Here is a 21,531-nt window from a genome sequence, read left to right as displayed (position 1 = left end):
GCACAGGAAGTGGAAGGAAGCCGCGGTGGCAGCAGCACCAGTCTGGAGTGTCGACCCCCGAACCGGGAAGCCGCGTGAGCAGGTCGCGGTCGAGGCCACGGCCGAGGAGGTCGACCGCGAAGTACGTCGCGCGTACGCCACCCGGCCCGCGCTCGCCGACCGTACCGCGCGTGCGGCGCTTCTGCGTACGGCGGCGGACCTGCTCGACGAATCGGGCGCGTTCGTCATCGAGGCGGCGGACGCCGAGACCGCCCTGGGGCCGGTCCGGCTCACCGGCGAACTCGCGCGCACGACCGCCCAGTTGAGGGCCTTCGCCGACGTCGTGGACGAGGGCGCCTTCCTCGACGTACGCATCGACCACGCCGACGGCGACCGCACGCCGCCCTGGCCCGACATGCGGCGCTGGAAGGTGCCGCTCGGCGTCGTCGCCGTCTACTCGGCGAGCAACTTCCCCTTCGCCTTCTCCGTCCCGGGCGGTGACACGGCGAGCGCGCTCGCCGCCGGCTGCCCCGTGGTCGTCAAGGTGCACCCCGACCACCCCGCCACCTCCGAGATCTGCGCCGCCACGCTGCGCAGGGCCGCGGCACAGGTGGGCCTGCCCGAGGACGTGGTGGTCCTGGTGCACGGCTTCGAGGCCGGTGTGGAGCTGGTGAAGCACCCGCTGGTCGCCGGGGCCGGATTCACCGGTTCCGTACGCGGCGGACGCGCCCTCTTCAACGCCGCGGCGGCCCGCCCCACACCGATCCCCTTCCACGGCGAACTCGGCTCGCTCAACCCCGTCGTGATCACCGAGGCCGCCGCGGCCGAGCGCGCCGAGCAGATCGGCGCCGGGCTGGCCGGCTCGATGACACTCGGCGAGGGCCAGTTCTGCACCAAGCCCGGCTTCGTGCTCGTCCCGACCGGTGACGCCGGCGACAGCCTGCTCAAGTCGCTGACGACGGCGGTCAGCGAGACCGAGCCCGGCGTGATGCTCGACCACCGGATGCGCGACGCGTTCGTCGCGGGCGTACGCGAACGGGCCGAACTCCCCGACGTGGCGGCCCCGATCACCCCGGGCGCCGGCGGCGACCACACCGTCAGCGCGGGTTATCTGACCGTACCGGCCCAGCGCCTGGCCGCCGACGGACCGCACGACCTCCTGCTGGAGGAGTGCTTCGGCCCCGTGACCGTCGTCGCGCGGTACGGCTCCGACGCCGAGGTCGGCGCCGTCCTGGCCCGGCTCCCCGGCAACCTCACCGCCACGCTGCACCTCGCCGACGGCGAGGCCGAGGACGCGGACTCCGGCGCCGCGCGGCTGCTCGCCGACCTGACGCCGCTCGCGGGCCGCGTCCTCGTCAACGGCTGGCCCACCGGCGTCGCCGTCGCCCCCGCGCAGCAGCACGGCGGCCCCTACCCGGCGTCCACCTCCACGTCGACGTCCGTCGGCGCCACGGCGATCGAGCGCTGGCTGCGGCCCGTCACCTACCAGTCCACCCCCGCCGCGCTGCTCCCCCCGGAGCTGCGCGACGACAACCCGACCGGCCTGCCGCGCCGCGTCGACGGCCGCGCGGAGCCCGCGACCGCCTCGTAACGCGTCAACCCAGCACGACCACCGCCCCCGACCGCCCGGTAAATCGCTTGCCGGGCGGGCCGGGGGTTTGCTGTACTCCGCGACGTCGGCCGAGCGGCCGATCCGTCAAGCAGTCGAGGAGCCGTCATGCGCCGAGCGTCGATGTCCATCCAGCAGAAGGGAATTCCTGCCTATTCGAAGGACATGACGCTCAGTGAGTACGCGTACGCTCAACCTCGGAATCCTGGCGCACGTAGACGCCGGTAAGACCAGCCTGACCGAGCGGCTGCTGCACGCCGCCGGAGTCATCGACGAGATCGGCCGTGTCGACGACGGAAACACCCAGACCGATTCGCTGGCCCTCGAACGTCAACGCGGCATCACCATCAAGTCCGCCGTCGTGTCGTTCGCCGTCGACGACATCACCGTCAATCTGATCGACACCCCCGGCCACCCGGATTTCATCGCCGAGGTGGAAAGAGTGCTGAGCGTCCTTGACGGCGCCGTCCTGGTCGTCTCGGCCGTCGAAGGTGTCCAGGCGCAGACGCGCGTCCTGATGCGGACGCTGCGCCGGCTGCGCATCCCCACGCTCGTCTTCGTGAACAAGATCGACCGCGTCGGCGCCCGCCACGACGACCTCCTGCGCGACCTGGCCGAGAAGCTGACGCCCGCGATCGTCCCGATGGGATCGGTACGCCGACTCGGCACCAGGGAAGCCGACTTCACCCCGTACGGAGCAGCGGACCCGGCCTTCTCCGCGACCGGACCCGTGGCCGAGCGGCTGGCCGAACAGGACGACGCCTTCCTGGCCGCGTACGTCGAGGACCCGGCCCGTCTCACGTACGACAGGCTCCGCCGTGAACTGGCCGCCCAGACCGGACGGGCGCTCGTCCACCCGGTGTTCTTCGGCTCCGCCATGTCGGGCGCGGGCGTGGACACACTCACCGGCGCCGTCAGGGAGCTGCTGCCTGCCACGGCGGGCGACGAGCGGGGCCCGGTCTCGGGCACCGTCTTCAAGGTCGAGCGCGGCACGGCCGGCGAGAAGATCGCGTACGTCCGGATGTTCTCCGGCGCGCTGCGGGTGCGCGACCGGCTGCCGATCGGGGACACCGAGGGCAAGGTCACCGCGATCAGCGTCTTCGACGACGGCTCGTCGGTGCGCCGCGCGTCCGTCGGCGCGGGCCGGATCGGCAAGCTCTGGGGGCTCGGTGACATCCGGATCGGCGACGTGATCGGCGACCCGGCGGCGGTCGCCGCCGCCCGTCACCACTTCTCCCCGCCGTCGCTGGAGACGGTCGTCGCCCCGCGCGAGGGGACCGACAAGGGCGCGCTGCACGCGGCGCTCACCCAACTCGCCGAGCAGGACCCGCTGATCAATCTGCGGCAGGACGAGATCCGGCAGGAGATCTCCGTGTCGCTCTACGGCGAGGTGCAGAAAGAAGTCATCCAGGCGACACTCGCCGACGAATACGGCGTCGATGTCACCTTCCGCGAGACGACGACGATCTGCGTCGAAAGGATCGCCGGCGAGGGAAGCGCCGCGGAGATCATGGGAAAGGAACCCAATCCGTTCCTCGCGACCGTCGGCCTCCGGGTCGAACCAGCCCCGCCCGGCGGCGGTGTGGAGTTCCGGCTGGAGGTCGAACTCGGCTCCATGCCGTACGCGTTCATGAAAGCCATCGAGGACACCGTGCGCGCCACCCTGGGCGAAGGGCTGTACGGATGGGCGATCCCCGACTGCGTCGTCGTACTGACGCGCAGCGGCTACGCGCCCCGGCAGAGCCACGCCCACGGCACGTTCGACAAGAGCATGTCCAGCACGGGCGGCGACTTCCGCCTGCTGACCCCGCTGGTCCTGATGGCCGCTCTGCGGGACGCGGGCACGATCGTGTGCGAACCGATGCACCACTTCCGCCTCGACGTCCCGGCCGACACCTACGGCACGGTCCTGCCCGCCCTGGTCCGCCGCCGCGCGGTACCGCACACGCCGTCGGTGCGCGGGTCGTCGTACGTGGTGGAGGGCGAGATCCCGGCGGCCCAGGTCCACGCGCTCGAACAACTGCTCCCGACGCTCACGAGCGGCGAGGGCGTCCTGGAGGCGTCGTTCGCCCACCACCAACCGGTCCAGGGCGAACCCCCGACCCGCTCCCGCACGGACCACGACCCGCTCAACCGCAAGGAGTACCTGCTCAGCGTGGTGCGCCGGGTCTCGGCGGGGGAGCGGTGAGGCCGGTGCGGGACGTCGGGAATGGGTGGCGCGGCCGAGGGGTTGCGGTTGGTAGCGGAGGCAGGCTCCGCACCGACCCGGCCTGGAGAGAAGCAGACACATGCGTGTGGAGATCTGGAGCGACATCGCCTGTCCTTGGTGCTACATAGGGAAGGCCCGGTTCGAGAAGGGGCTCGAATCCTTCGCGCACCGCGACGACGTCGAGGTGGTGCACCGGTCCTTCGAGCTGGACCCGGGGCACGCCAAGGGCGAGGTCGCTTCCGTGGTCGACATGCTCGCCACCAAGTACGGGCGGTCCCGGCAGGAAGCCCTCGCCATGGAGGAGCAGGTCGCCTCGCAGGCGCGCTCCGAAGGCCTCGGCTACCGCGTCGGCGACCGGGACCACGGCAGCACGTTCGACATTCACCGGCTGCTGCATCTGGCCAAGGTGCGCGGCCGGCAGGACGCGTTGCTGAACGTCCTCTACCGGGCGAACTTCGCCGAGGAGCGCTCGGTCTACGACACCGAGACGCTGGTCGACCTCGCGGTGGAGGCGGGACTGGACGAGGCCGAGACACGCGTGCTCCTCGCCGACCCGGACGCGTTCGCCGACGACGTACGGGCCGACGAGCGGGAGGCGGCGGAGCTGGGCGCGACCGGTGTGCCCTTCTTCGTCCTCGACCGGCGCTACGGCGTCTCGGGCGGCCAGCCCGCCGAGGTCTTCACCCAGGCGCTGGAGCAGGCGTGGCAGGGGCGCGCGATCACGCCCGTCGGTGACAACGCGGCTGTCACCTGCGACGCGGACGGGGCCTGCGCGATTCCCGGGGCCCACAGCCATTCATAAGGATCTCTTGGGTGTTCCCCTCAGAAATGCGCAATTGACTAGGGAAGACGCGGGTCCCAGGGTGAGGACATGGACACTTTGGGTGGCGCCGAGTTCGTGCCGGAGACGACGTATCTGAACACCTCGACCTGCGGTCTGCTCCCGCGCCGGGCCGTCGAAGCGGTACGGACGCTGGCCACCGAGAACGGCGCGGGGCAGCGCGACGGCGCGGGCAGTTTCGAGTCGGTGGACGCGGCCCGCGCCTCGTTCGGCCGCCTCGTGGGGGTGCCCGCCGGGCGGGTGGCCGTCGGCGGCTCCGTGACGGTCCATGTCGGTCTGATCGCCGCGTCGGTGCCGCCGGGCAGCGAAGTCCTCATGGCCGAGGGCGAGTTCAGCTCCGTCGTCACGCCCTTCGCCGTACGCGGCGATCTCAAGCCGCGGTACGTGCCACTGGAGTCGCTGGCCGACGAGGTACGGCCCGGAACCGCGCTGGTGGCCGTATCCGCCGTCCAGTCCGCCGACGGCCGGATCGCCGATCTGCCGGCGGTACGGGCCGCCGCCGCCGCGCACGGCGCCCGTACGCTGCTCGACGTCACACAGGCGGCCGGCTGGCTGCCCGTCGACGCGGCGGCGTACGACTACACCGTCGCCGGCGGCTACAAGTTCCTGGTGAGCCCGCGCGGTACCTCGTTCCTGACCGTCACCGAGGAGGCCCAGGAGAGCCTGGTGCCCATCCACGCGGGGTGGGTCTCGGGCGAGGACATCTGGGCGAGCACGTACGGCCCCGTCGAGCAACTCGCCCACTCGGCGCGGCGGTTCGACGAGCCGACGGCCTTCCTCGCCTACCACGGCGCCGAACAGTCCCTGGCCCTGCTGGAGGAGATCGGCGTCGAGCGGATCCACACCCACGTCACGGCGCTCGCCGACCGCTTCCGGGCGGGCCTGGTCTCCCTGGGGCACGAGCCGGTCGCCGCCGCGGGCTCCACCGTCGTGGCCGTTCCCGGCCTCGGTGACCTGCAGCCCCGGCTCGTGGCGGCGGGTGTGAAGGTGGCGGTCCGCGCGGGCAATCTGCGCGCCGCGTTCCATCTGTACAACTCGACGGCGGACGTGGACCGCGCGCTGGACGTCCTCGCGGGCTGAACACAGACGCACGGGGCCCGGTCGGGAAGACCGGGCCCCGCGCGTACGCGTCCTCAGCGGACCGGCGTGAAGTCCCTGGAGCCGATGAACGACGGCCGCGGGGCGGGCGCCGCGAACGGCTCGACCGCCGTGTTCTCGACGCTGTTGAACACGATGAAGACGTTGCTGCGCGGGAACGGGGTGATGTTGTCACCCGAGCCGTGCATGCAGTTGCAGTCGAACCACGTCGCCGCACCGGCCTTGCCCGTGAACAGCTTGATGCCGTGCTGCTCGGCGAAGCCGGTCAGCGCCTCGTCCGACGGCGTCCCGGCGTCCTGCATCTTCAGCGACTGCTTGTAGTTGTCCTTCGGCGTCTCGCCCGCGCAGCCCAGGAAGGTCTTGTGCGACCCGGGCATGATCATCAGGCCGCCGTTGGTGTCGTAGTTCTCGGTCAGCGCGATCGACACGGAGACGGTCCGCATGTTCGGCAGGCCGTCCTCGGCGTGCCACGTCTCGAAGTCCGAGTGCCAGTAGAAGCCCGAGGCACCGAAGCCCGGCTTCACGTTGATACGGGACTGGTGGACGTACACGTCCGAGCCGAGGATCTGCCGGGCCCGCCCCACCACACGCTCGTCGCGGACCAGACCGGCGAAGATCTCGCTGAGCTTGTGGACCTCGAACACCGACCGTACGTCCCTCGACTTGGGCTCGATGATCGAGCGGTCGTCGTCCCGGACCGCCGGGTCGGTGATCAGCCGGTCGAGCTCGTCGCGGTAGAGCGACACCTCGTCGGGGCGGATCAGCTGGTCGACGGTGAGGAACCCGTCCCGCTCCAGACCCGCGAGACCGGCCGCGTCGACCGGGCCGGGGGTGCCGGGCGGCGACCAGACGACGGGGTCCTGGCGCGGGGTGGTCACCTCACCCACGCCACGGGTCGGGTACAGGTCGGTGCGTGCAGGGGCGGTGGTGGTCATCGTGATTCAGCCCTCCTCGGTCAGCAGCGGGTAAACGCCGTTCTCGTCATGGTCCTCCCGCCCTGTCACCGGCGGGTTGAAGACGCAGACACATCGGAAGTCGGTTTTCGGCCGGAGCGTGTGCTTCTCGTGGCCGTTGAGCAGATACATCGTGCCGGGGGAGATCCAGTGGGTCTCGCCGGTGTCGTCGTTGGTGAGTTCGGCCTCGCCCTCCACGCACAGCACGGCCTCGATGTGGTTCGCGTACCACATCGACGTCTCGGTGCCCGCGTAGAGCACGGTCTCGTGCAAGGAGAAGCCGACCCTCTCCTTGGCGAGCACGATGCGCTTGCTCTCCCAGGTGCCCGACGCGGATTTCACGTGGCGGTCGGTGTTCTCGATGTCCCTGAACGATCGGACGATCACGGTGACTAGGACCCTTCTGTGCTGCGGTGCTGTGGTCGTGCCCTGTACGGGTGCCCCCTGGGGGCCGGGTCAGACCCGGCCCCCAGGGGAGACCTGTGGGATCAGGCGGTCTCGCGTACGGCGCGGGCCAGGGTGCGCAGGCCCTCGTCCAGTTCCTCGGGCGTGACGGTCAGCGCGGGAAGCAGCTTCACGACCTCGCTCTCCGGGCCGGAGGTCTCCAGCAGGAGCCCCAGCTCGAAGGCGCGACGGCAGATCGCGGTCGCGCGCGGCTTGTCCTTGAACTCCATGCCCCAGACCAGGCCGCGGCCGCGGAAGCTCACACTGTCCGGCTCGCACTCGTCGACGATAGCCAGCAGCGCGCGCTCGACCTGCTCGCCGCGCGCCAGCGTCTGCTTCTCCATCTGGCCGTCGGCCCAGTACGTGTTCAGCGCGGCGGCGGCCGTCACGAAGGCCGGGTTGTTGCCGCGGAACGTGCCGTTGTGCTCGCCGGGCTCCCAGATGTCCAGCTCCGGCTTGAAGAGCGTCAGCGCCATCGGCAGGCCGTAGCCGCTGATGGACTTCGACAGCGTGACGATGTCGGGGGTGATGCCGGCCTCCTCGAAGGAGAAGAACCCGCCGGTACGCCCGCAGCCCATCTGGATGTCGTCGACGATCAGCAGCATGTCCTGCCGCTCGCACAGCGCGGCGAGCGCGCGCAGCCACTCTGCGCGGGCGACGTTGATGCCGCCCTCGCCCTGCACCGTCTCGACGATGACGGCCGCGGGCTTGTTGAGCCCGGAGCCCTGGTCGCCGAGCAGCCGCTCGAACCACAGGAAGTCCGGGACCTGCCCGTCGAAGTAGTTGTCGAACGGCATCGGGGTGCCGTGGACCAGCGGGATGCCGGCCCCGGCCCGCTTGAAGGCGTTGCCGGTGACGGCGAGCGAGCCCAGCGACATGCCGTGGAAGGCGTTCGTGAAGGACACGATCGACTCGCGGTTCTTCACCTTGCGCGCCAGCTTGAGCGCCGACTCGACGGCGTTGGTGCCCGTGGGGCCGGGGAACATCACCTTGTACGGAAGGTCGCGCGGGCGCAGCACCACGTTCTGGAACGACTCCAGGAAGGCGCGTTTCGCGGTGGTCGCCATGTCCAGGCCGTGGGTGATGCCGTCGCGCTCGATGTAGTCGATCAGGGCGCGTTTCAGTACGGGGTTGTTGTGCCCGTAGTTGAGTGAACCGGCGCCGGCGAAGAAGTCGAGGTAGCTGTGGCCGTCCTCGTCGGTGAGGCGGCTCCCCTGCGCGCGGTCGAACACGGCCGGCCAGCCGCGGCAGTAGCTGCGTACCTCGGATTCAAGGGTCTCGAAGACACTCAGGGCAGGCGGGGTGATGGTCACAGCGGTCTCCTGAAGGGTGTGGGAGAAGAGGAGTGAGGGTCGGAGGGGGACGGCGCGGGCTCAGGTCGTGAGCGGGCCGATCCGGTACAGCACCTCGGGCTGGTGCCCGCCGTCGGGGAAGAGATCCCCGTCGAAGAGCACTTCGCGCTCCAGGGTCGCGCCATGACGCTCGGAGTAGGCGTGGAACATACGGTCCGACGCGGTGTTGTCGGGCGTGACGGTCGTCTCGACAGAGGTGATCCCCTGCTCCTCGGTGACCCGCCGGGTGAGTGCGTCGAGCAGGGTCCCGGCGAGACCCTTGCCCCGGTGGGCACGGTCGACGGCCACCTGCCAGACGACCAGGGCCTCGGGGCGCTCGGGCCTGACGTAACCCGTGACGAACCCGATGGGAGTCCCGTCGGTCCGGGGGGTCCCGTCGGCCCCTGAGGCGGTGTCGCGGGCCACGACGGAGGTCGCGGCGAAGTCACGACACCACAGCAGATAGCTGTACGAGGAGTTCAGGTCCAGTACCTCGGAGTCGCGGGCGATGCGCCAGATCGCGGCTCCGTCCTCCACTCGTGGGGCGTCGATCCTGATGGATCGCGTGAATTCGCTTCGGACACCTGCAAGGTCTGCTTGGGCGGCAGTCATGTCTATTGAATTTACCGAGCTAATTCAGAAATCGCATCGTCGGCAGGGGTTGGGCGCAGACCTGATCTGTGTTATCACGCGAGCGCGTGCGCCGCGCGACACAGAGGTGGTCTGTGACGGTTTGACCGGCAGATTTGGTGCAAGACGGGCGCGCTTGTGTACTCGGTCACATATGCGTAACGCTCTCGACCCGCGCCGGAATTACGCTGTAGCCGTTGTTGAAACCTTAGTGTTTAGGATCAGAAAAAGCGGGCAGACGAATACGGGAAGCTGTGCGGAGAAGAATGCGTTCCCGTATTCTCGAATTAACGCCTGCTTTGTATTCAGGATGCGTTGTCGGGGAAGTTGTCGGATACTGCCTTCTCGGCCGCCGCGACATTCACCTCGGCGCCCGCCCCGGCGAGCACGCCGCCCAGCGCGGTGATCGAGGCCCGCACCGCGGCGGGGGTGGCGTCGGAGCCGTAGTGGTTGACCCGGATCATCTCCTTGGCCAGCGCCCCGCCCCCGGCGATCAGGGGCAGCGACGGATCGGCCGCTAGGGCCCGCGCGACCAGCCCGGCGGCGTCCGTCCCCGCGGGGGTGCGCAGCGTGGTCGCCACCGGCGCCGCGTCCCGCGCGGAGTACACGTACGGCTCAAGACCGCCGCCGAGCGCGAGCGCGCCCGCGCGGGTGGCCGCGGCGGCCGACGCGTGTGCCGCCATTCGGGTGGTGAGCCCTTCCGCCTCGATGCGCTCCAGGCAGGCGTCCAGGGCCAGCATCTCCAGCTGGGCGGGGGCGTGCGGCAGAGCCTTGCGGCCGGTGTCGATCCAGCGCTCCTTCCAGTCGAGGAGCGAGAGGTACGAGCGGCGCGGCGCCCCCGGGTTCGTGGCCAGCCGCTCCCACGCGCGGGCGCTCACCGACACGGCCGAGACTCCGGCGGGCCCGCCCATGGCCTTCTGCGCGCCGATCACGCACAGGTCGACGCCCCAGGCGTCGGGCAGCAGCGGCTCGGCGGCCACGGACGCGACGGCGTCCAGCATGAACAGCGCCCCGTGGGCGCGGACGGCCGCGCCGATCTCGGCCACGGGGTTGGTGTTGCCGGTGGCCGCCTCCGCGTGGACCAGGGAGACGAAGTCGATCTCCGGGTGCTCCGCCAGGGCGCGCTCGACCTGCTCGGCGGTGGCCGCGGCGTGGAAGGGCACTTCCAGGTCCACGACCGTCGCGCCGCAGTCGCGCAGCCAGTCGCCGAAGGTCTGGCCGTACGGTCCGGTGACGACGTTCAGCGCGGTCGAACCGGCGCGGGCGCCGCCGCGGACACAGCCCTCCAAAGGAAGCAGCGCCTCGCCCTGCGTGATCACCACGTCCTGCTCGGTGTCGAGCAGGGCCGCGACCCGTCGCTCGACGGCCGCGAAGTGGGCGGGGGTGAGGGGGGCGAGGTCCAGCAGCGGGTGGGTCACGGCGGTGCTCTCTTCGGGTCGGTTCGGGCCGGCCGGTGGGCCGGGCGGTGCTGTGTTCTACGGGGTGGGCGCGGGGGTGTGTTCATGCCGCTCGAACGGTGTTCGGACACTCCCTCGTCGAGGGTACTCAGCGCCTCGTAAAGTTCGGCCCATGAGTCCCAGGAGTGATCGCGCGGTGCTGCATGTGAAGGGGCGGGTGCTCGTCGGCCCCGACGACGTCAGGGACGAGCTGTGGGTCGTGGACGGGCGGACGACCTACGAGCGCCCCTCCGGCGCGCGTGACGTCCGCACCGTGGTCGGCTGGGCCGTGCCCGGCCTGGTGGACGCCCACTGCCATGTCGGTCTGGACACCCACGGCCCGGTGGACGAGGCGACGAGCGAGAAGCAGGCGCTCACGGACCGGGAGGCCGGCACGCTGCTGCTGCGCGACGCGGGATCGCCGTCCGACACCCGCTGGATCGACGGCCGCGACGATCTGCCGAAGATCATCAGGGCCGGCCGGCACATCGCGCGGACCCGCCGCTACATCCGTAACTTCGCCCACGAGATCGAACCGGGCGACCTCGTCGCCTTCGTCGCCCAGGAGGCCCGGCGCGGTGACGGGTGGGTCAAGCTCGTCGGCGACTGGATCGACCGCGAGGCGGGGGACCTGACCGCGTGCTGGCCGCGCGGCGAGGTCGAGGCGGCGATCGCCGAGGCGCACCGGCTCGGCGCCCGGGTGACGGCGCACTGCTTCGCCGAGGTCGCGCTGCGCGATCTGGTCGAGGCCGGGATCGACTGCATCGAGCACGCGACGGGCCTCACCGGCGACCTGATCCCGCTCTTCGCCGAGCGCGGTGTCGCGATCGTCCCGACGCTGGTCAACATCGCCACCTTCCCGGCACTCGCCGCCGGCGGCGAGTCCAAGTTCCCACGCTGGTCGGCCCATATGCGGCGACTGCACGAACGCCGTTACGACACGGTGCGCGACGCGTACGACGCGGGGATCCCGGTCTTCGTCGGCACGGACGCGGGCGGCTCCCTGGCGCACGGTCTGGTGGCCGACGAGGTCGCGGAGTTGGTGAAAGCCGGTATTCCGCCGCTGGAGGCACTGTCGGCGACGGCATGGGGTGCGCGGGCCTGGCTGGGCCGCCCGGGCCTTGAGGAGGGCGCTCCGGCCGACCTGGTGGTGTTCGACGAGGACCCGAGGGCGGATGTGCGGGTGCTGGCGCAGCCGCGGCGGATCGTGCTGAACGGGCGGGTCGTGGGCTGAGGTCGGTGCCGGGATCGACCCGGGCCGCCGGTACTGGCGGGAGGGAGCGGCAATAAACTCCCGCGGCATGGAAGAGATCTTCAGGCTCGGTGAGATCAACTGTCCGTCGGGAATCCTGGTCGTCGTCGACGGCGGTCATCTGGGGTTGTGGAGCGGAGAGCGGTCGCCGGCGGAGATCGATCCCGCTCTTCTCGGCGTCGACGACGCGGCAACGGCCGGCGATGTCCTCGACTCGGTCGACTTCGCCGTGGTCGGCCCGGACGCGTCAGCGGCGGTCCGCGGATTCGACCGGCAGCCGGGCGCGATGCTTCATGACATCCCGGCCTCCCGGACGGCGGCGTTCGGGTCGCTGTTCGAGGAGCACTGCCTAGTCGCCGGCCTGGACGCGCGCCTGGAAGCGCTCCCGAGCCGCGAACCGCACGCCCACCGCGTGCGCCGGACAGCCGCCGAAGGCGGCGGCGGTTTCACCATGTTCGGGGTGCCCGTCGTCGCGGTGGGCGGGGTGCCTCGCGACCGGCATCTGCCGGTACTGGCTTCGCGGGGCGACTCCGGCGACGGTGTCGGGTCGCGCTGGTCGGAGATGACGGTCCGGATGAGCGACGCCCCGGTGGAGTCATCGGTGCCGCTGGGTGACGTCGGCGTCGACTGGGCCCGGGTGCTCTTCGGCGATGCCGACGCCCTGAACGCCTGGCAGCACGACGAGCCGGTGGACGGCTTGGCCGACGTCGCGTTCTGGGGTGCTGCCGCGGACGAGGCCGGGGCGACGTTCGCGGCACCTGAACTGGGCGAACCCGGTGAGGACGGGGTCCGCGGGTGGACCGGGTTGGCCGTGGCGGAGGCGATGGAGAAGGCCCGGGCCGTGCAGAGCTGGAAGGAGGAGACCGGGCACCGGATGATGGTGGACTTCCGGCCCCACTCCCATCACTGGCAGGTCATGCGACAGGTTCGCGCCTCTGACGTCGGGGCCGGCACCGCGGATATCGGCGATGCTCGGCTTCTCTGCGCGATGACGAGTTGGGGCGACGGTTACTTCCCGGTGTCTGCCGACTTCGACGCATCGGGTGCCATCGTCGCGGTGCGGGTCAGCTTCGCCGACACGCTCAAGTAGACGGCCGGGCAGGACGGTTGGGAGCCGCGTTGACGGGGTGGCGTGCGCCGTACGCCCACCGAAACAGGCTGGTACGCGACCTTACGCCCCCCGTGCGGGTGGCCTGAAGGAACGCCCGTACCCGCCGATTCGAACGTAGACACGGAAACCCCACTTTGGAGTGAACTCACCCCAGGTGTCCGCCAGTTCACTCTCGGTGGGTGAGGATTCCGGTGTCTCGGTCGCCGCAGCCGCCCACGTGTCCCCGTGCGGGCCGGTCGGCGACGTCGTAACTCTGTGGGGGTTCCACCATCTTGAACAGCAATGTCTTCCGCATGCCCGCACGCCGTTCCGCCGCGCTTGCCGCCGCCGTGGCGCTGGTCGCCGGACCGGTCGTGCTCGCCGCCCCGGCGCAGGCCACCGGAGGAACCGGAACGACCTCGGGAAAGGGCAAGGCGGGCGCGGTCGTTCTGCGGACCGGGCTCGACGTGTCCCTGCTCAACAAGTCGGTCAACGTGCCGCTGCGGGCGGCGCTCAACGAGGTGCAGGCCCCGGCCGACGCCGACAGGACCGCGCTGACCGTCGAACTCGACGGGGTCGACAAGGGCAGGCCCTTCACCGTGCTGCGCGCCGACGTCGCCACCGCGCGGGCCACGGTCGACGAGCGCAAGGCCGAGGGCTACGCCAACATCGCCCACGCCAAGGTGCATGTGCCGGGGCTGCCGTTGCTCTCGCTCATCGAGGTCCAGGAAGTCACCTCGAAGGCGGTCTGCGAGGCCGGCGCCAAGCCCGTTGCTGAATCGAATCTGCTGGGCACCGTCACCGTCCTGGGCAAGAAGGTCACGCTCTCCGCGGCCGGGCCGACCCGCGTCGAGGTGCCGGGCGTCGGCGAGGTGACGCTCGACCTGTCGAAGACGCGGACCACGTCCCGCACCGCCGCCGCGACCGCGCTCGAACTGAAGGTCGCGGTGAACCCGCTCAAGCTGAACGTCGCCGACGTCCAGGGCACCCTCACACTCGCCGAGGCCACCTGCGAGGCGCCCGCCGCACCGGTGAAGCCCGAGCAGCCGGAACCGGAGAAGGAGGGCGTCGAGCCGCAGACCGCCGAGGAGCCGACCACCGAGAACCTCGCGGAGACGGGCGGCAGTTCCACGACGCCGTACCTGGCGGGCGGCGCCGTGCTGCTGCTCGCGGTGGGCGGCGGCGCGATGGTGCTGGTGCGGGCGCGCGGCAGGAGCTGACGGATCGGGCCGGTTCGCCCTCAAGCGCCTTGTCCCCGCGCTTGCGGGCGAACCGGCCCGGCCACGGCGTCCCTCAGGCGCGGACCGCCGACAGGGACTTGTCCAGTGCCCGCAGGAAGCGGTCCGTCGTCGTCCGGTCCCGTACCGCGAGCCGTAGCCACCGCGGGCCGAGCCCCGGGAACGTGTCGCCGCGCCGCGCCGCGAAGCCCAGGGCGCGCAGGTGGTCCCGTACGGAGTCGGCCGACTCCATCCGTACGAGGACGAAGGGCCCCGCCGCCGGCTCCACGGCGCGCACACCCTCGAACTCGGCCAGTCCGGCCAGCAGATGGGCCCGGTCCGCCGCCGTACGCCGCGCGGCCGTCTCGGCCTCCGCCAGCGCGGCGGGTGTCATGCACGCCTCGGCGGCGGCGAGCGCCGGTGTCGAGACCGCCCAGAGCGGCTGGGCGGCCCCGAGCGTCGTGACGGTCGCCGGATCCGCCAGGACGTAGCCGATCCGCAGACCGGCCAGCCCCCACGTCTTGGTCAGGCTGCGCAGCACCACGAGTCCCGGCACGTCCCGGCGTCCCGCCAGGGCCTCCGGCTCCCCGGGCACCGCGTCCATGAACGCCTCGTCCACCACCAGCGTCCGCCCCGGACGCGCCAGTCGGCGGAGGTCGGCCGCCGGGTGCAGCACGGACGTCGGGTTCGTCGGATTGCCGACCACCACCAGATCCGCGTCCTCGGGGACGGCCGCCGGATCCAGCCGGAAGCCCGCGCCGGCGTCGAGCAGCACACGCCGCACCGTGTGGCCGGCGCCGAGCAGCGCCGCCTCCGGCTCCGTGAACTGCGGATGCACCACGACCGGGCGGCGCGCCGCGACGGCGCGGGCGAGCAGGACGAACGCCTCCGCGACGCCCGCCGTCAGTAGCACGCACTCCACCGGCAGCCCGTGCCGCGCGGCGACGGCGGCCCGCGCCGCGCGCCCGTCCGGATAGGCCGCGAGACCGGTGAGCGACGCGGCGATCCGCTCCCGCAGCCAGTCCGGCGGTGTGCCGGGGCGGACGTTGACCGCGAGGTCGGTCAGGTCCGCGCCGTCGTCCCGTACCTCGGCGTCGCCGTGGTGCCGCAGATCGTGACGGCCCACTTCGTGGGCGTCAGCGCGCGTGCGCATGACTGCCGTGGCCGTGGTGGTGCCCGTGCCCGCCGTGGTCATGACCGTCGTCGTCCGGGTGGAAGTGCGGCTGCTGCGGCGCCCCCACCTTGTCCTCGAAGCCGGGCAGCGCGACGCGGTAGACGCACGAGTCGCAGTTCATCCGCAGATCGCCCTGGACCGCCTCGCGGTAGCGCTCCATGACCAGGTCCAGCAACTCCTCGGTGGGCCCGACCACATCGGCCGACGCGACCTCCGTCTCCGGATGCGCCGCCGCCCACTCCCGCGTCTGCCGCACCACCCGCTCCGGCAGGATCCCGGTGAACAGGAAGTACGGCAGCACCACGATCCGGCGCGCCCCGAGCCGTACACAGCGGTCGAGTCCGCTCGGCACGTCCGGCGCGGCCAGCGACACGAAGGCCGTCTCCACGCCCGCGTAACCGCGACCCTCCCAAAGAAGCCGCGCCGCCTTCAGGACCTCCGCGTTGGCGTCGGGGTCGGTCGAGCCGCGCCCCACGAGCAGCACGGTCACCTCGGACCTGTCGCCGTCGTAGTCCGTCAGCTTCGCCGACGCCTCGTCCAGGCGCCGTTCGAGGACCGTGAGCAGCCCCGGGTGCGGGCCCAGGGGACGGCCGTAGGTGTACGAGATCCCCGGGTGGCGCTCCTTCTCGCGCTTCAGCGCGGCCGGTATGTCGCCCTTGGCGTGCCCGGCGGACACCAGCATCAGCGGGACGGCGGCGAACCGTGTGACGCCGCGCTCGACGAGTTCGGCCACGGCGTCCCCGATGGGCGGCGCCGACAACTCGATGAAGCCCCCGGCGACGGGCAGTTCGGGGTGGCGCCTGCCCAACTCCCGTACGAACTCCCGGAAGGCCTCGGCGCCCCCGGCGTCCCTGGTGCCGTGGCCGGCGATGAGCAGTGCGGGTCGAGGGGTGGTCACGCGTTCTCCTTGGCGAGCTGGTGCGGGTGGGGCGGGTCGTACGGGTGGTAGAGCAGGGCGTTGAGCGCGGCGGCGGCCACGGCGGAGCCGCCCTTCTCCGAGATGTTGGACACCGCCGGAAGTCCGCTCTCGCGCAGCGCGGCCTTGGACTCGACGGCGCCGACGAAACCGACCGGGAGCCCGATTACGAGCGCGGGCGCGGCGTCCAGGAGCAGCAACTCCTCCAGTGCGGTGGGCGCGCAGCCGATGACCCAGATCGCGCCGGGTCCGACCTGTTCGTACGCGAGGCGCACCGCGTGCGCTGACCGGGTCAGCCCCGGCCCCGACACGGCCTCCTTGAGACGGCACACCGCGGTGCGGCGGGTGATCCCGGCGGCGACCATCTCCACATCGGCGACGACGGGCGCCCCCGCGTGCAGCGCGCCGTGCGCGGCGGACAGCGTCGCCTCGTCGCAGACCAGATCGGTCAGATACACCGGATCGGCGGCCGAGTGGATGACGCGCTCCACGACCGCGCGGGTCAGCGGCGCGAGGTGCGAGGTGTCGACGCGGGCGCGCAGCCGGCGGAACGACTCCTCCTCGATGGGATGGACGACACGCGCCTGACCACCGGTGTCCTGGCTCATCGGGCTCCCTCCGACTGCCACCGGTAGCCCCGTGGCGTCACCATGCGGCCCGCGATCTCACGCGTAGCCGTGTTGCCCACCGTCACCACCGTCATCATGTCCACCGTCGCCGGATCGAGCCGGGCCAGCGTGGTGAGGTGGCTGGTGCCGTCGGGGCGGGACGCGTTGCGTACGACTCCGACGGGCGTCGTCGCCGTACGGTGCTCCGCCAGCAGGGCGAGCGCCTTGGGCAACTGCCAGTCCCGGCCGCGGCTGCGCGGGTTGTAGAAGGTGACGACGATGTCCGCCTCGGCCGCCGCGCGGACGCGGCGCTCGATGACCTCCCACGGAGTGTGCAGGTCGGACAGGCTGATCGAGACGTGGTCGTGCCCCAGGGGCGCGCCGAGAATCGCGGCGGCGGCGAGCGCGGCCGTCACCCCCGGTACGCCGACCACCTCGATGTCGTCGGCCGTCTCGGCGAGCGCGGGCGACGCCATCGCGTACACGCCCGCGTCGCCGCTGCCGATGAGGGCGACGGCATGGCCCGCCTGGGCCTCTGTCACGGCGGTACGGGCCCGCTCCTCCTCGCGCCCGAGCCCCGATTCGAGCACGCGCGTGCCGGGCCGCAGCAGGTCCCTGATCTGGTCGACGTACTGGTCGAGCCCGACGAGCACCGACGCGCGCCGCAGCTCGGCCGTGGCGCGCGGCGTCAGCAGGTCCCGCGCGCCCGGCCCGAGCCCGACGACGGCGAGCCGCCCGCGCGGGGCCCGGCGCACGACGGCGCAGGTGGCCATCGCGGGCCGCCCCGCCGGGCTGGACTTCCGCTTCGGTACGAGGAGTTCACCGCCCCGCCCGGCGGCGAGCGCGGCTGCCTCGGCGACGGACGGGGTACCGACGGCCGCGAGCGGCGCGTCCGACGGGTTGGGCACGACGATCGCGGCGAGCACGTCGGCCGGGTACGTCCGGAGGGGCACCCCGAACGCGGCGGCCGCCCCGACGATGCCGGGCTCGTCCGCCTTGGCGTCGACGGTCGCCAACTCCGCGACGCTGAGCGCCGAGAGCCCGGCGTCGCGCAGGACGTCCAGGACGAGCCCGTACACCTCGTCGACGCCCGCGCCCCGGCTGGCGCCGACACCGACGGCGAGCGACGGCGGGCGAAGGGCGACGTCCGTCGGCCCGAGGGGGACGGTCCGGTCGGTGACGAGGAGCCGCGCGGCGCTGTCCCCCGACGTCGCGGCCGGGGCCGATACCGGCTGCTCCGAAGGAAGAGGCCCACCCGGCCGCACGTTCGGCGGCAGCGGTGGCAGTGGCCACACCGCGTCCGCGCGCAGCGTCACCGGTGCGCCGTCGAGTATCGCGCGCGTCACCGTCGCCACCGCGCCCTCGACCGGCAGGCCCAGGGTGTCGAGTCCGGGGATGCCCGTGGCGTCCGTCGCCGTGGTGATCACCGGGGTCGCGGCCAGGACGGAACCGACCTCCGTCGCCAGGGAGTTGGCGCCGCCCCCGTGGCCGCCGAGCAGCGACACCGCGTACCGCCCCGCCTCGTCCACACACACGACGCCCGGGTCCGTCGCCTTGTCGGCCAGCAGCGGGGCCAGCAGCCGTACGGTCGCCCCCGTGGCCAGGAAGCACACCAACTGTTCGCACTCGGCGAACGCGCGTTCCACCGCCTCGCGTACCGGGCCGTCGTAGACGCGGGTACGGCCCGGCCAGGCCGTGGCCAGGCGGTCGCGGGCCGCGGCTCCCGCCGCCGTCGCGGAGATCAGGCCGATCACTGGGTCGCTCCTCGGGGAGGGTGGGGATCAGTGGGGCGGTCGCCCCACAGCAGGAAGACGGGGTTCGTGCCCGCGAGCCGGGTCACGTCGCCGGGCAGGGGGGCGAGCCGCGCGGAGTGCAGCAGTACGCCGCCGGTGGCGAACCCGGCCCCGGACAGCGCTTCCCGCACCGCCGGTACCCGGTCCAGCGCGGCCACCGACACCACGACAGTCCGGCTCGCCCGGCGCGCGCACGCCGCGACGACGGCGGGCAGCTCACGGCCCCCGCCACCGACGAACACGGCGTCCGGATCCGGCAGTCCGGACAGCGCCGCCGGCGCGGACCCGTGCACGGTCTGAACGTCCACGCCGTGCGCCAAGGCGTTGGCGCGGACGCGCTCGACGCCGTCGGCCGACTTCTCCACCGCGATCGCCGCCGCGCCGAACCGGGCGCACTCCACGGCCACCGACCCCGAGCCCGCGCCGACGTCCCACACCAGATCGCCCGTCCTCGGCCCGAGCCTCGCCAGTGCCAGCGCACGCACCTCGAACTTGGTGATCATCGAGTCGCGGTGCGCGAACTCCTCCTCGCCCAGCGCCCAGCGCGCGGGCCCCGGCGCACGGCCGGCCAGCGTGCGGGGGACCGGGGCGTGCTCCCGCGCCCGTACGTCGTCCAGGCACAGCACCACGCTCAGCGGCTCCGGCCAGTCGCGGCCGGCCGCGTCGGCGGGGGACAGCTGCTCGACCCGTTCGCCGTCCGGGTCGCCCAGCGCCGACGCGACGACGAGCGTGCGCGGGAGCCCGGAGTCCGCGAGCGCGGCCCCCAGCTCTGCCGGGCCCGCCCCCGGACCGGTCAGCACGGCCACCTTGGGGTGCGCGCGACAGACGTTGACCGCCGTACGGAGGTCGCGTCCGTGCGCGCTGACGACGACCGCGTCGTCCCACGGCAGACCGATCCGGGCGAACGCCACGGCGACGGACGGGGCGGCCGGCCGTACGTCCAGCGCCTCCGACCCGAAGCGCCCGGCCAGCGCCCGTACGATCCCGAACAGCCCCGGATCGCCCGAGGCCAGCACCACGACACGGCCGCCGCTCGCGTCGGCACGGTGCCGCGCGATCACGTCCAGCGCCGGTGCCAGCGGCCCGAGTACGACCCGCGAGATCCGCTCCGGCAGCCAGGCCTTCGCCGCGGCCTCTTCAAGATGCCGACGCCCGCCGACGACCAACGTCGCCTCGGACACGGCTCGTACGGAGTCGGCGGAGAGCGGCGTCCCCGTCCCCGTACCGATGACTGTGATCACCGCGCGGCGCCCCGGGTCCGCTCCTCGCGCAGCGCCTTGCGGGCGGCCGGGTCGGCCCGCCGGAAGCCGTGGAAGTGCCCCGGGTGGTAGAGGTGCGAGCGCGTCCCCGACGCGGCCAGCGCCGGCCCCACCAGGAACAGCGTGTGCTTCCAGAGCTTGTGCTCCTTGACGGTCTCCTCCAGCGTGCCGAGCGTGCAGCGCACGACCAGCTCCTCCGGCCAGGTCACCTGGTGGGCGACGACGACCGGCGTCGACGTCGGATAGCCGCCCTCCAACAGCTCCTGCGTGAGCTGTCCCGACCGCGCGGCCGACAGGAACACCGCCATCGTCGTGCCGTGCCTGGCGAACTCCCGCACCTCCTCACCCGGCGGCATCGGCGTCTTGCCACCGCCCAGCCGGGTCAGGATCACGGACTGCGCGACCTCCGGAATCGTCAACTCCCGCCCCGCGACGGCCGCGACGGCGGAGAACGACGAGACCCCCGGCACGATCTCCACCTCCAGACCGAGCGCGTCGCAGCGGTCGGCCTGCTCCTGCGTACCGCCCCAGAGGGCCGGGTCGCCCGAGTGGATCCGGGCGACCTTCAGCCCGTCGCGGGCCGCCCGTTCGTACACGGCGACGACGTCCTCCAAAGAAAGCGCCGCCGAGTCCAGGATCTCGGCGCCCTCGCGCGCGTGGTCGAGCACCTCGGCCTGCACCAGGCTGGCCGCCCAGATGACGACGTCGGCGGCGGCGATGGCGCGCGCGGCACGGAAGGTCAGCAGGTCGGCGGCGCCGGGGCCCGCGCCGACGAAGGTCACCTTGCCGGCGGTGGCGGTGGTATCGGTCATGAGCGGCGGTCCTCGCGGGTCAACGGGGCGGGGGAGCGGAAGGGGTGAACATGAACGTGCGGACCGGGGGTCCGATCGGCTAGCAAGGGCGCATGGCGGTGATCGTCGCGCTCGGCGCGTTCCTCATGACGCTCTTCGGCGGCTGGACGGCGCAGCGCGTCACCGACCGCCGCCATCTGGTGCTCGGCCTGGCCGGCGGGCTGATGCTCGGCGTGGTCGGCCTCGAACTGCTGCCCGAAGCCATGGAGGTGGCCGGCGAGGACTTCCTCGGCGTCCACCAGGCACTCCTGCTGTTCGTCGGCGGATTCCTCTTCGCGCACGTCGTGGAGCGCCTGCTGGCCGTACGCCGGGCCGCACACGGCGCGGCGGACGCCGACGACCCGCACCGCCACGGCCGGGACGCCGGACGGCCCGAACGCGCGCCCGAGGTGGGCCTGACGGCGGCGTCGGCGATGGTCGTGCACAGCCTGATGGACGGCATCGCGCTCGGCGCCGCGTTCCAGGTCGGCGGCGGTATCGGCGCGACCGTCGCGCTCGCCGTCATCACCCACGACTTCGCCGACGGCTTCAACACGTACACGCTCACCAGCCTCTACGGGAACGACCGCCGCAGAGCCTTCGCGATGCTCTTCGCCGACGCGGTGGCCCCCGTCGTCGGCGCGGCCTCCACGCTGCTGTTCACCCTTCCGGAGGAACTGCTCGGCAGCTATCTCGGCTTCTTCGGCGGCGCCCTGCTGTATCTGGCCGCCGCCGAGATCCTTCCCGAGGCGCATCACGAGCACGCCGCGCTGTCGACGCTGCTGTGCACCGTCGGCGGCGTGGGCTTCATCTGGCTGGTGGTGGCGCTGGCCGGCTGACGCGCACCGGTCCGGGGGCGGCG

19 protein-coding genes are annotated in these 21,531 nt (G+C 72.4%); 8 read left to right on the top strand and 11 right to left on the bottom strand.

What is annotated here, in order from left to right:
- The first annotated feature begins 25 nt into the window (after positions 1-25).
- The 4 genes from ACFT9I_RS10485 to ACFT9I_RS10470 all read left to right on the top strand — a co-directional run bounded on the left by ACFT9I_RS10485 (position 26) and on the right by ACFT9I_RS10470 (position 5,718).
- A complete protein-coding gene (locus ACFT9I_RS10485; protein WP_382562755.1) occupies positions 26-1,570 on the top strand; it encodes an aldehyde dehydrogenase (NADP(+)) in 1,545 nt (514 codons plus the stop codon).
- Positions 1,571-1,763: 193 nt separating this feature from the next.
- Positions 1,764-3,776: a GTP-binding protein gene (locus tag ACFT9I_RS10480; RefSeq protein ID WP_382562753.1), complete on the top strand. Its 2,013-nt coding sequence runs from the start codon at positions 1,764-1,766 to the stop codon at positions 3,774-3,776.
- A 100-nt stretch (positions 3,777-3,876) separates the two neighbouring features.
- Positions 3,877-4,599: a DsbA family oxidoreductase gene (locus tag ACFT9I_RS10475; protein WP_382562751.1), complete on the top strand. Its 723-nt coding sequence runs from the start codon at positions 3,877-3,879 to the stop codon at positions 4,597-4,599.
- Between the two features lie 69 nt (positions 4,600-4,668).
- On the top strand, positions 4,669-5,718 hold the full coding sequence (locus tag ACFT9I_RS10470; protein WP_382562750.1) for an aminotransferase class V-fold PLP-dependent enzyme: 1,050 nt from the start codon (positions 4,669-4,671) through the stop codon (positions 5,716-5,718).
- Between the two features lie 53 nt (positions 5,719-5,771).
- Here ACFT9I_RS10470 and thpD read toward each other — a convergent pair whose 3' ends face one another.
- The 5 genes from thpD to ACFT9I_RS10445 all read right to left on the bottom strand — a co-directional run bounded on the left by thpD (position 5,772) and on the right by ACFT9I_RS10445 (position 10,512).
- On the bottom strand, positions 5,772-6,671 hold the full coding sequence (thpD, locus tag ACFT9I_RS10465) for an ectoine hydroxylase (protein ID WP_382562748.1): 900 nt from the start codon (positions 6,669-6,671) through the stop codon (positions 5,772-5,774).
- 6 nt (positions 6,672-6,677) lie between these two features.
- Positions 6,678-7,076: an ectoine synthase gene (locus ACFT9I_RS10460; protein WP_382562747.1), complete on the bottom strand. Its 399-nt coding sequence runs from the start codon at positions 7,074-7,076 to the stop codon at positions 6,678-6,680.
- Between the two features lie 101 nt (positions 7,077-7,177).
- On the bottom strand, positions 7,178-8,446 hold the full coding sequence (gene ectB / locus ACFT9I_RS10455) for a diaminobutyrate--2-oxoglutarate transaminase (RefSeq protein ID WP_382562745.1): 1,269 nt from the start codon (positions 8,444-8,446) through the stop codon (positions 7,178-7,180).
- Positions 8,447-8,506: 60 nt separating this feature from the next.
- Complete coding sequence (gene ectA / locus ACFT9I_RS10450) at positions 8,507-9,076, bottom strand: diaminobutyrate acetyltransferase (RefSeq protein WP_382562744.1); 570 nt, start codon at positions 9,074-9,076, stop codon at positions 8,507-8,509.
- A gap of 323 nt (positions 9,077-9,399) precedes the next feature.
- Entirely contained in the window at positions 9,400-10,512 is a 1,113-nt protein-coding gene (locus ACFT9I_RS10445) for a pyridoxal-phosphate-dependent aminotransferase family protein (protein ID WP_382562742.1), read from the bottom strand.
- A gap of 151 nt (positions 10,513-10,663) precedes the next feature.
- Here ACFT9I_RS10445 and ACFT9I_RS10440 point away from each other — a divergent pair, with 151 nt between their 5' ends.
- From ACFT9I_RS10440 to ACFT9I_RS10430, 3 genes are all read left to right on the top strand, one after another.
- On the top strand, positions 10,664-11,764 hold the full coding sequence (locus tag ACFT9I_RS10440) for an amidohydrolase family protein (protein WP_382562740.1): 1,101 nt from the start codon (positions 10,664-10,666) through the stop codon (positions 11,762-11,764).
- 67 nt (positions 11,765-11,831) lie between these two features.
- Positions 11,832-12,872: a hypothetical protein gene (locus ACFT9I_RS10435; RefSeq protein ID WP_382562739.1), complete on the top strand. Its 1,041-nt coding sequence runs from the start codon at positions 11,832-11,834 to the stop codon at positions 12,870-12,872.
- Positions 12,873-13,165: 293 nt separating this feature from the next.
- Positions 13,166-14,092 carry an SCO1860 family LAETG-anchored protein gene (locus ACFT9I_RS10430; protein WP_382562737.1) on the top strand — a complete coding sequence of 309 codons (927 nt, stop codon included), beginning with the start codon at positions 13,166-13,168 and terminating at the stop codon, positions 14,090-14,092.
- A 73-nt stretch (positions 14,093-14,165) separates the two neighbouring features.
- Here ACFT9I_RS10430 and cobC read toward each other — a convergent pair whose 3' ends face one another.
- The 6 genes from cobC to cobM are packed head-to-tail and all read right to left on the bottom strand — an operon-like array spanning position 14,166 to position 20,651.
- A complete protein-coding gene (cobC, locus tag ACFT9I_RS10425) occupies positions 14,166-15,242 on the bottom strand; it encodes an Rv2231c family pyridoxal phosphate-dependent protein CobC (protein WP_382562908.1) in 1,077 nt (358 codons plus the stop codon).
- Entirely contained in the window at positions 15,226-16,161 is a 936-nt protein-coding gene (locus tag ACFT9I_RS10420; protein ID WP_382562736.1) for a sirohydrochlorin chelatase, read from the bottom strand. The genes cobC and ACFT9I_RS10420 overlap by 17 nt, the downstream gene beginning before the upstream one ends.
- A complete protein-coding gene (locus ACFT9I_RS10415; RefSeq protein WP_382562734.1) occupies positions 16,158-16,787 on the bottom strand; it encodes a precorrin-8X methylmutase in 630 nt (209 codons plus the stop codon). The genes ACFT9I_RS10420 and ACFT9I_RS10415 overlap by 4 nt, the downstream gene beginning before the upstream one ends.
- Positions 16,784-18,541, bottom strand: coding sequence for a precorrin-3B C(17)-methyltransferase (cobJ, locus tag ACFT9I_RS10410; protein WP_382562732.1), 1,758 nt, complete (start codon positions 18,539-18,541; stop codon positions 16,784-16,786). Before cobJ ends, ACFT9I_RS10415 begins: the two co-directional genes overlap by 4 nt.
- Positions 18,538-19,821: a precorrin-6y C5,15-methyltransferase (decarboxylating) subunit CbiE gene (gene cbiE / locus ACFT9I_RS10405; protein ID WP_382562730.1), complete on the bottom strand. Its 1,284-nt coding sequence runs from the start codon at positions 19,819-19,821 to the stop codon at positions 18,538-18,540. Before cbiE ends, cobJ begins: the two co-directional genes overlap by 4 nt.
- Positions 19,818-20,651, bottom strand: a complete 834-nt coding sequence (cobM, locus tag ACFT9I_RS10400; RefSeq protein WP_382562729.1) for a precorrin-4 C(11)-methyltransferase — start codon at positions 20,649-20,651, stop codon at positions 19,818-19,820. Before cobM ends, cbiE begins: the two co-directional genes overlap by 4 nt.
- Positions 20,652-20,743: 92 nt before the next feature.
- Between cobM and ACFT9I_RS10395 the strand changes: the two genes are divergently transcribed.
- Positions 20,744-21,508 carry a ZIP family metal transporter gene (locus tag ACFT9I_RS10395; protein ID WP_382562728.1) on the top strand — a complete coding sequence of 255 codons (765 nt, stop codon included), beginning with the start codon at positions 20,744-20,746 and terminating at the stop codon, positions 21,506-21,508.
- The last annotated feature ends 23 nt before the right edge of the window (positions 21,509-21,531 follow it).

The sequence above is a fragment of the Streptomyces sp. NPDC057137 genome, assembly GCF_042670825.1.
Lineage (GTDB): Bacteria > Actinomycetota > Actinomycetes > Streptomycetales > Streptomycetaceae > Streptomyces.
This window is presented reverse-complemented; position numbering and strand designations above follow the sequence as displayed.